A 10,015-nucleotide genomic window follows, 5' to 3' on the forward strand; every position below is an offset into this window, starting at 1 on the left:
TCCAGCCGCTACCCTGCAGCCGTGGCGGTTTCTCGTTATCGACTCGCCGGAGTTGAAACAGAAGCTGCTTCCGATCGCATTCAATCAACAGCAAGTGGTCGAGGCTTCGGCTGTTATTGCGGTACTCGGAGATTTGGAGTGTTATAAATGGGCAGAGAAAATTTACGGAATGGCGGTTGATGCGGATTACATGCCTGCAGAGACGGCTAAATCGTTCGTGGAACGTTATACCGGTATGTATTCGAACATGTCGTCCGAGGCCATTCACCAAAAAGTTTATACCGACGGCGGACTAGTATCGATGCAACTTATGCTTGTCGCCCGCGCTAAAGGCTACGACACGGTACCGATGGGCGGCTACGACAAACAAAAGTTCATGGAAGCTTTCCGTATATCAGAACGCTACGTTCCGATTATGCTGATTGCCATCGGCAAGGCAGCGAAGTCCGGTCATCCGACAGTGAGGCTGGCAGTCGATGATGTAGCTTTCTTTAACGAGATGCCTGAGGAATAACAAAATGAAAAAGACCTTAGCGCCGTATAAACAAAGGCGAGCTAAGGTCTTTTTCAGGTTCTACACCTCAGGTTCTAACAAGGCGTCGTACAGCTAATAGGGAAGAGTAGGACTATCTTCAGCATAAACAGTCACCGGATTTCAACCGCTAAAGGCGGTTCCAATCAAGAAATTCTTACGACAACAGCGACTGGAAGTCCAAACATTCCCCGCAGTTACGACCATACCCCACAATGTAAAACTAAAGTTCAACTTATATAGTTCCGCATGATTTTGGTTCCAATGTATTAACTCTGACAATGAATGTTACTGCATATGATCATCCAGGAATTCTCTGGTACCCACCCTCGAAATTGTGTATGCTGGAGATTGTTTGAACGAATCTGTAACATTCGGCAGGAGGCATTGCGCAGTATGGAGCATGGCAGTATAGCAATGATTGCAATTTTGGTGATTTGCGGTTTTTTGGCTGGTGTGATTGATTCTGTTGTCGGAGGCGGTGGACTGATTGCCATTCCCGCGCTGCTGTCGGCCGGGATTCCGCTCCCGTTGCTGCTTGGCAGCAATAAATTGGCCGGGACGTTGTGCTCTTTTACCAGTACTGCGTCTTTTGTGCGTTCCGGGAAGATTAATTTCGGACTGGTCAAATTTTTAATTCCGTTTTCTATCGTTGGTGCGGTGGCTGGCTCACTGACGGTCCGGCAGGTGCCTTCGGAGTTTCTGAAGCCGCTGGTGATTGTCATGCTGATCGTGATTACGGTCTATACCTTGTTCAAAAAATCCTGGGGTGACGTTTCGACCTTCTCACCAGGCAGCAAAAAATCGCTGTTGACCGGCATGGGCATTGCCCTGGTCATTGGATTTTATGACGGATTCTTCGGCCCGGGTACCGGCTCGTTTCTGATCTTCGCCTTTCTCATGCTGGGCTTTGAATTTGTTACGGCCGCAGGCAATGCCAAAGTGCTTAATTTTTCCAGCAATATTGCTAGTCTGCTGACTTTTGCCGCCGTTGGCTCGGTTAGTCTGTATTATGGTCTGCTTCTGGGAATTCCGATGGTGTTTGGTGCAATTGTCGGATCAAAGATGGCCATCCGCAAAGGAGCCAGTTATATCCGCCCGCTGTTCATTACAGTTACCGTGATCTTGATCGGGAAGCAAATATGGGATACGATGCACTAAGAACAGCAGTGGAGTTGATGATGTGGAGATCCAAAAAGTACATAAGGAAGCCGTCTGGCAGCTGAGGCATGAAGTTATGTGGCCTGAGCGGGAACTTGATTATGTGAAGCTTGACGATGATGATCATGGCGTGCATTATGGGCTATTTGAGGGGGAGCAGCTCGTATCCGTGGTATCCTTGTTTATCGATGGAAATGAAGCGCAGTTCCGCAAATTTGCTACCCGGACAGAGCAGCAGGGACGGGGCTATGGCAGCCGTCTGTTGCAGCATGTGCTGTATGAGGCAGAACGGGCGGGCGTGAACCGGATCTTTTGCAATGCAAGAAGCCAAAAGGCCGCTTTTTATAAAAAGTTCGGTCTGGTAGAAATGGCCGGTACGCTCTTCACTAAAGGCGGTAAAGAATACATCATTATGGAGAAGCTCTTCAGCCCAGCCGGAGAAGGAAGCGGAAAGGAAACTTGATTATGACTAAAAAGCTGTATTACGACTCGGCTTATTTGCAGGAATGGCACACATCTGTAAGCCAAGTGATCGAACGTGAGGACGGACTGTTTCTGATTCTGGAGGAAACCGCATTTTATCCGCATGGAGGCGGGCAGCCTTGTGATGCCGGAAGTATTGGCGGAATCCCCGTACTGGACGTCATCCTTGAAGAGGACGAAGTGCTGCACAAGGTGGAGACTATGCCAAGTGAACGTAAGGTGAGCTGTCAGATTGACTGGAACCGCCGGTTTGACCATATGCAGCAGCACAGCGGCCAACATCTGCTGTCAGCGGTATTCCGTGAGTTGTACCAGGCCATGACCTTAAGCTTTCACCTGGGCAATGATTACGCGACCATCGACATTGAGCTTCAGGAGCTAACGCCAGATCAACTGGCTGCGGCGGGGCTTCTGCTGCATACCCCAGCTCACCCGAAAGTCTGGATATTTCTTGAGCGTCGCTTATTAACGCTGTCCGGATTAGAATATGAAACACCTCCGTTAAATAAAAATAATTTTACGTTCAAGCTTGATGTGTTCATTTCACTTCAGACTAAACGTATACCAGTAAAACGAACAAACTCATCAATTTCAAGGAACACTCCCGCATAAGGATGGTAGAATTCAGGGCATAACGTCTCATCGGAGAACTCGATTTCACCCGTATGTGGATTCAGAATCGTTAGGCCGTTTTCCGGTCCCCACATTACTACCCTGCCATTTACTGCGGCGATTTGCCCGTGCGGTTAATACTTGCCTCCATCGATCAGTGGCTTTGTCCGGTAAGCAGGTACTGGAATGAACAGTTTCTTCCGCTCTCCGGTTTGAACATCAAATACAGCCAGGAAAGATGAATAAATGTTATCGCCGTAATCTAACGCATCCTCTTCATCATACATATCGGTGGCTAACTGTCCCCAGACAGCCAGGGTAGACGAATCAAGCCAGACTGCAGGCTGATCCCAGTCTTCCATGTATTCTCCGAGCTTCCGGGAATGAGAAAATCAAAATGCGGTTCTTTGTCTTTGCCCACCTCATACAATAATTCTCTTCGCTGCCGTAGCCCGCATCGGCAAGGAAGACCCGGCCAATCGCTCCAAATGTGGAATGAAGCAGCGTGTATCCGTAGGCCGCTGATGAAGGCTGTTAGGCTGCGGAGATCAGTATGCTGGGGCGAATTTGTGATCTATTTTCCACTTGAAATTGCAGCCGGATTCATGAAGGGTCCTCCAAGCAAACGCTAAATTGAAATCCACAACAGCTACGTTACCCGTGAAGGACGGCGTAGTCGTTTTGCTCTTCGGCTGAGGATTTTGTTGAGTTCGTAAGATGCAAATGGATTGTTGGTTCACTGGACATTGAATTTCCGTTATAAATAAAGGTTGAATGCAACCGTGCACGCTATTGCCATTAAATCAAACGACCCGAAACCTCAAGCACTAACTTTGGTATTGAGCCAACAATATTATTGAATATTTAATGTCGAAGAACCTTAATTTTTTAAATTATTCTGTCTTACATCCCTCCGTGATGATCTAGCACGCGGAAAATTAAAGGAGAAGAAACAACAAGTAATGAGAAGCTAGCCAACAAGAGAGTCGCCAATTTTCTTTTCATTTCTGTACACCCCTACAATTAATTTTTGGTAGGCTGATATCGTATTTTATTCTCAAGTTTACACATAAATAATCGGTACTGACAGAGTGCTAACCGCTCCGAATGTTGGCTTTTTTCACTGAGAGCAACGTTTTCGTATAGAATAATAGCAGCTTGCCGAACCGAAGCAGCGACTGCCATGCGGTCAGACCAACAGCAGACAGCGCAACGATTTCCTGAAAGGAGAGCGTGGACGGGATAACAGTAAGGCCTATCCCATCTACCGCCACATATTCCGCATAACCCCCGCGTTTTTGCGTGGATAGCTCTATTTTCGGTTTTATTTTATGTTGTACATTTATAAGAAAGTAAGTAATGGCGTACAGCAGAATACTTGTACCATACGAAAAGGCTTTAACTAAAATGTCTGATAATGTATATTCCGTTTTCACGTCGCAAACCAGATACTCATACAGTTTTTATCAGCGGCGGCCTGGCGCGGAATGCTTGTCAGAGGCTGTCTTTCTTCCATGCAATATATAATATAAAAGAATGGATAAAGCCACAATAATGGCCATTACCATATACATGTCCCGGAAGCCTGTCATTGAGACTATCTCGCCGGCGAAAAAAGAGCCCGCCCCCACCCCTAAGTCCGCGCAAAAGAAAAAGGTCGAAGTGGCAATTCCCATGCGGTGTTGCGGAGAATTATTGGCGGCGATGACCTGGGCGCAGGACATAATGGTACCAAACCCCAGACCGGCGAACGCTCCCGCCAGCAAAAAAGTAAAACTGTCCCCGGCTTTACTGATTAATACCAGACTTAGCGCAAATGACAGCAAAGCCGGATACATGACAATATTATCCCCTCTATTATCCAGCAATCGTCCGGTAAATAGCCGCGAAATAATAATAAAAGCCGAGTAAATAACAAAGAAGAAGGCCGCCGCGTCCATTAAGCTAAGACTGAGCGCGTATGAATTGATAAACGCCAAGATGCTGGCATAAGCCATCCCCACGAAGAGCATGACAATCGAGACAGGCATGGCGGTCTTTTCAAAGAAATCCTGCAACCTGAAGCCTTTTACCACCTCCAGTTGCTCCTTTGTCATTACCACTTCGGGTATGTCCGCAAATGCTGTCACGATAATGCTTATCACATAAAAAACAGCGCACACAACAAACATTGTCGTGAAATTTGCCTGTTCCCTGATGACAAGACCCAAGAAAGGTCCAATTGCCGAAGCCATTGTCCCACTTAGCGTAAAGTAGCCAACCCCTTCGCCACGCCGCTCCCGCGGAATCATTCCCATGATGACCGTGGGGATTGCCGTGGTGGCAACCCCGAAAATGACGCCGTGAACAAAACGCACCACCAGTAGCATGTTTAAATCGTAGACAAAAAAATATAACAATGTCGCCAGAAAAAATAGAATCAGACTTCCCAGCAGTATCTTGCGACGACCGATTACCTCCATATACCTGCCGGTAAGAGGCCGTGAAACAAGGGCGCCGATAATAAAAATGCCGGCAGCAAGACCAGCCTGGCCCTGGGAGGCATTGAAACTCTCCATGGAATAAATCGGAATCATGGTCATCAGCAGATAAAATGTCATCGACACAAAGAACATTGTGGCGGAAATGAAACTAAAGTCTTTCGTCCATATTTTCACTTTACGCAAAAATTGCCCCCCCCAATCTCTTCCTAAGCAGGCTCGTAACGCTGTGCAAAAACTGTCACCCGGATTACTCCTCCGTCTAAGTCACATGGGTACAGTCTAGAGATATCCTGTTTAACTACAGATCAATTCGTTCCACTTTGTGTCCTAAAAATTCCTCCAGTCTCTTATCGGAGTATTGGATATTGACGGTTTTATAGATATGTTGGTACCCGCGGCCTAAATGTCCCCTGGAAAACGGTTTATCCTTTAAATAATTCTGCTGAAATTCTCCCGAAAAACATTCGATGTATGCGTCGACCCATTCCATTGTAATGGGGTACTGTCCATGGCTGCTATAAATATCTTTGATGTCCTTTTCTAATCGTTTTATCTTTTTCCAGCTGTCCAGTGCCATGGAAAACGGGGCATTTCTATCCGATTCGAAAAAGTAAATGATGACGTAATCACAAATCATATCTCCTGAAAAAAGTCTCTTTTTTGCCCTATCCAGCAGCATGATATGCCCATATGAATGCCCCGGTGTATATACTACCTCCAAAGTCTTTCCGCCCAAGTCAAACAATTCTCCATCCTTTACAAAATGCGGAGTCAGGACTCGGAGCAGGCTCTTTTCAGCAAATGCTTTGCTATCGAAACGCTCAATGGCTTCAGGGTTATTTTCTTTCAGATATTTTACTCCCAACTCAGCCGCGAACTGCCTTTCATGCTTTGTGTCAAAACCCATAATCTGACCGTAGTCCGGCTGGTACAGCCATACATCTCCAAAGTATTCGCTACCGTAGCTGTGGTCAGGATCGCCATGGGTCAATACCAGCATCACCGGCAGATCGGTTATACTTCTGATGATAGGCCTTATGTCTCCGAAGCCAAAGCCGGCGTCAATTAAAACCGCTTTCTTCTGCCCCAAGACAAGATAAAAATGCACAAGTCCAGCTTCAGTAATGATATATAAATCATCGTCCAGTTTTTGCACCTTACAGAAATCCGTTGATGTAATCATGATTATCACCTTTCTTCGAAAAATAACATTTGGTATTTTTCCCGATAATTCAACCCGCTTTTACAATGTGTTACATTTCTAGCCATCCCTAACTACTTGCTTGAAAAAACGCCGTCAGTAATGATGTTTACGATTTAATTCATTTATCTCCCTCACTTTAAAACTTATTTATTATCCCTTGGGTCTCATTTACACGTACATACTATAATGTTACAATAAATATCTCAAGTAGGATTAAATTTAATAGGTACTATCTAAAATGATAGTATGGAGGTGGAGAAGTATAAATAGAATCGATCTTGAAGACTGCCCAATTGCAATTTCGCAGAAAATACTCGGAGGGAAATGGGCTCTTCGAATACTATACAATTTAAGTACAGGAATACTTCGCTTTGGAGAATTGAATCGTCAAATGCCAGAATTAACACAAGCTACTTTAACAAAAGAACTCCGTAGGTTAGAGAGTTTCCAGCTCATAAATAGAAAAGTTTACCCGGAAGTTCCGCCACGAGTAGAATATTCATTAGCCGAAATGGGATTGAAACTTTTGCCTGTTCTAAAAGAACTTGAAATATGGGGAGATGAGTATAAAAAAATACATTAAACAATAACAAATGGCAAAATAGATTCCTCAGAGACTACAGGAGACCAACACTGTCGGGGACAGCAGGGGGCTTGTAGAAAAAGAATTTATCCTGTGGCCGGATAATCCCAAATTGGAGACAATTGTGATCCTGAAACCTTGGGAGCCGGGGCAAGAAACGAAAATAACCAAACCTACTAGGGACAACATCGATTATTACTTATGTTATTGAGGAGGCATTTTAGAGCAGCAGGTTAGGCGATGGGCGTTACGAGAAAAGATTGACATAGCGTCGTCATGACTTTTTCTAAGAGCGTACAAAAGCAATACTTGTCCCAGGTAGCCTGTTCTCTAAAAGCTAGGTAAATACGCAGTGTCGAACGGCCGGGGACCAGAACGAACCATTAGATCGGTTGATGGAATGTCGTGCATTGACGTATGCTGTCGGCCGGACATCCAGCCTCGGGCGACGGGCCGTTCCCGGGAGTGTTCGGCTTGCAATAGACGATGGGGGATGCTATCGGGGTTGGCGGCCCCTCCGGAGACTCATCTCGCTTTGGCTAAATTTGTAGCATGAGGAACTGCCGACCGTCTCCTTTCCGGAGCAGCCAACAGCGATATTGATGTCGCTTGCAGGTAATTCCTGGTTGGATCTTCAGTTAATGTTATGCTATTTACTAGTGATTACGATGCGCCACTGGTTGATAAACGGCTTAAAGGGCAAGAAAAAAGAATCTTACAGCCGTCCGCCGATTACCGCAAGGCGTATCTGGAGCAGCTCGAACGAATCAAAAAGAGTCTTATTCCGTTTGACGACGATTCGATTTGGAAAAAAATAAAACACTCTACAAACAGCATCGGCAATCTCTGCTTGCATATGGCGGGTAACGAATATCAGAACTTCGTAAGTGCGGTAGGAAATAATCCTTTCATTCGGGAACGTTCCCGTGAATTTAAGACTGAAGGCGGCATAGCGAAAGAAGAATTGATCCATCTTCTCGCTATGGACATGAGGATTGGAATCGCATGCTTCGGGTCAACGCCGCAGCAGATGAAACCTGCGAGATCAAAGCCATTGGCCGCCTTCTTGTTCAGGTTGCGTCACATTACGGATATCATGCAGGGCAAATTGTATTGCTCTCCAAACTGTTTCATGATTCGAGCGAAAATGTAACAGGTCAATATCATTAAAGTGAAAAAACTGAAGGCAAATGAATCGGAATCTCCAAATCTGGAGCATCACCGGTAAGGTGAACTGTATCATTATTATCTTATTAAATTTGAATCTAGTACAGCATCAGAATTAAAATAGTTAATTTATGGTAGAGATGATATAGTCGAGAGAAAAAGAGGTATCGACTATGAGAAAACGTGAATATACCGTTTGCTTGACCCCAGAGCAGCAGAAAGAACTACAAAGGGTGTGCTCCAAAGGAAAAGTGGCCGCACGTTCGCTCAGGCGAGCACAATTTCTGCTATGGGCGGACGAGAATCGGGTGGGCGGAAAGCTTTTGGATACCACCATTGCGGAGCAATTACACATCCACACCAACACGGTATATCTGGTCCGCAAGACCTTTGCGAAAAAGGGATTACAGACTGCTGTCGAACGAAAAAAGAGACTAACACCACCAAACCCTCCAAAGGTTACCGGTGAACTAGAGGCGAAAATCATCGCGCTCAGTTGTAGTACTCCACCTGCTGGAAGAAGTCGGTGGTCCCTTCGACTATTAGCAGACAAGACCGTTGAACTAGGGTACATTGACAGCATTTCGTATGACACGGTGGATCGTATTTTAAAAAAAACGAACTGAAACCCCATCTTCGTAAATGTTGGTGTATTCCACCGAAGCAGAACGCAGCATTTGTGGCAGCTATGGAAGATGTGTTAGAGGTCTACCATTTGCCCTACGACAGCGAATGTCCCGTGATTTGCATGGATGAGAAACCGTTCCAACTGCTGGACGATGCCCGAAAACCAATTCCGATGAAGCCCGCCAAGCCGCTACGTGAAGATTCCGAATACGTGCGCCATGGAACCTGTAGTATCTTTATTTTCACTGAACCGCTTGCTGGCTGGCGACACGTTAGTGTTCGTCCTCGCCGTACGAAAATGGAATGGGCAGAACAAGTTCGAGAACTGTTAGACGTTCATTATCCGAGTGTACCCAAAATCTGTTTGGTGATGGATAATTTGAACACCCATTCGATCGCTTCACTATACGAAGCGTTTGAACCGGAAATCGCTTTGCGTTTAGCCAAACGGCTCGACATCCATTACACGCCCAAACATGGCAGTTGGCTGAACATTGCTGAAATTGAGCTAAGCGTCATGACGCGTCAATGTTTAGCAAGACGAATTCCGTCCATGGAAGAATTAGCAAGCGAATTGACCGAATGGGAATCTGCTCGTAACGCTTCTCAAAGAGGTATAGATTGGCAATTTACTACTGAGGATGCGCGGATAAAACTTAAAAGACTTTATCCACAATTTAAAGACTGATGATGTACTAGTTTATGAATATTATTCTTTATTTTCGCATAATTATATCAAGATTCTCTCAGGAGAAATTACAATAAACATTAATTTGACTAAAAAAACAATTAGTGAGATAAAACCTTTTTTTGAATATGTGTATGACAATCTTTTGGACTGTAAATCATTATGGAATGTTTATAATCCTAATGCGAAATTTGTAAAAAGAATTGAGCTTAGAAAATTATTAAGTAAAAACTACAAGGTATGTCCTTATTGTGATTTAGTTGATATGAATGAAACAACTTCAAGCAACATGGATCATTTTCTTCCATTGTCTGAGTTCCCTTTTTTAAGCGTTTTTTGGGGGAATATTGTCTGTGCTTGTTCCATATGTAATGGACATCAGATTAAAAACAATAATTGGGCAATTCCAATCTTACATCCATATTTTAATAGCATACACCACGCCTGTTGATTACCCAAAATAAGGAATAACAAA

10 protein-coding genes and 1 pseudogene are annotated in these 10,015 nt (G+C 44.8%); 7 read left to right on the forward strand and 4 right to left on the reverse strand.

Annotation, left to right across the window (positions count from 1 at the left end):
* The 4 genes and pseudogenes from L691_RS0112420 to L691_RS28740 all read left to right on the forward strand — a co-directional run.
* Nucleotides 1-514: nitroreductase family protein (locus L691_RS0112420; RefSeq protein ID WP_025690845.1), on the forward strand; the 514-nt coding region annotated here is incomplete at its 5' end.
* A gap of 414 nt (nt 515-928) precedes the next feature.
* Entirely contained in the window at nt 929-1,693 is a 765-nt protein-coding gene (locus tag L691_RS0112425; RefSeq protein WP_025690846.1) for a TSUP family transporter, read from the forward strand.
* Between the two features lie 22 nt (nt 1,694-1,715).
* Nucleotides 1,716-2,156 (forward strand): GNAT family N-acetyltransferase, encoded by a 441-nt coding sequence (locus L691_RS28735; RefSeq protein ID WP_025690847.1) that lies wholly within the window; start codon nt 1,716-1,718, stop codon nt 2,154-2,156.
* A gap of 2 nt (nt 2,157-2,158) precedes the next feature.
* Nucleotides 2,159-2,572, forward strand: a pseudogene (locus L691_RS28740) (hydrolase); the annotation flags it as partial.
* 350 nt (nt 2,573-2,922) lie between these two features.
* Here L691_RS28740 and L691_RS0112440 read toward each other — a convergent pair.
* The 4 genes from L691_RS0112440 to L691_RS0112455 form a co-directional block, all read right to left on the reverse strand.
* Nucleotides 2,923-3,150, reverse strand: coding sequence for a hypothetical protein (locus tag L691_RS0112440; protein WP_025690849.1), 228 nt, complete (start codon nt 3,148-3,150; stop codon nt 2,923-2,925).
* Between the two features lie 732 nt (nt 3,151-3,882).
* On the reverse strand, nt 3,883-4,224 hold the full coding sequence (locus tag L691_RS32005; RefSeq protein WP_025690850.1) for a hypothetical protein: 342 nt from the start codon (nt 4,222-4,224) through the stop codon (nt 3,883-3,885).
* A 30-nt stretch (nt 4,225-4,254) separates the two neighbouring features.
* Entirely contained in the window at nt 4,255-5,445 is a 1,191-nt protein-coding gene (locus L691_RS0112450; RefSeq protein ID WP_232229172.1) for an MFS transporter, read from the reverse strand.
* 124 nt (nt 5,446-5,569) lie between these two features.
* Nucleotides 5,570-6,454 carry an MBL fold metallo-hydrolase gene (locus L691_RS0112455; protein WP_025690852.1) on the reverse strand — a complete coding sequence of 295 codons (885 nt, stop codon included), beginning with the start codon at nt 6,452-6,454 and terminating at the stop codon, nt 5,570-5,572.
* 259 nt (nt 6,455-6,713) lie between these two features.
* On the opposite strand from L691_RS0112455, the gene L691_RS0112460 reads away from it, so the two are divergent.
* The 3 genes from L691_RS0112460 to L691_RS32010 all read left to right on the forward strand — a co-directional run bounded on the left by L691_RS0112460 (nt 6,714) and on the right by L691_RS32010 (nt 9,540).
* Nucleotides 6,714-7,058 carry a winged helix-turn-helix transcriptional regulator gene (locus tag L691_RS0112460; RefSeq protein WP_025690853.1) on the forward strand — a complete coding sequence of 115 codons (345 nt, stop codon included), beginning with the start codon at nt 6,714-6,716 and terminating at the stop codon, nt 7,056-7,058.
* 646 nt (nt 7,059-7,704) lie between these two features.
* On the forward strand, nt 7,705-8,211 hold the full coding sequence (locus tag L691_RS28745; protein WP_232229171.1) for a DUF1572 domain-containing protein: 507 nt from the start codon (nt 7,705-7,707) through the stop codon (nt 8,209-8,211).
* Nucleotides 8,212-8,398: 187 nt separating this feature from the next.
* Nucleotides 8,399-9,540, forward strand: a protein-coding gene (locus tag L691_RS32010; protein WP_198023030.1) for an IS630 family transposase whose coding sequence is annotated in 2 segments (ribosomal slippage) — nt 8,399-8,831 and nt 8,831-9,540 — 1,143 coding nt in all. Because the reading frame shifts where the segments join, the coding sequence is not laid out codon by codon here.
* Nucleotides 9,541-10,015: the final 475 nt, after the last annotated feature.

Source organism: Paenibacillus zanthoxyli JH29, from assembly GCF_000520715.1.
Classification (GTDB): domain Bacteria; phylum Bacillota; class Bacilli; order Paenibacillales; family Paenibacillaceae; genus Paenibacillus_AQ; species Paenibacillus_AQ zanthoxyli.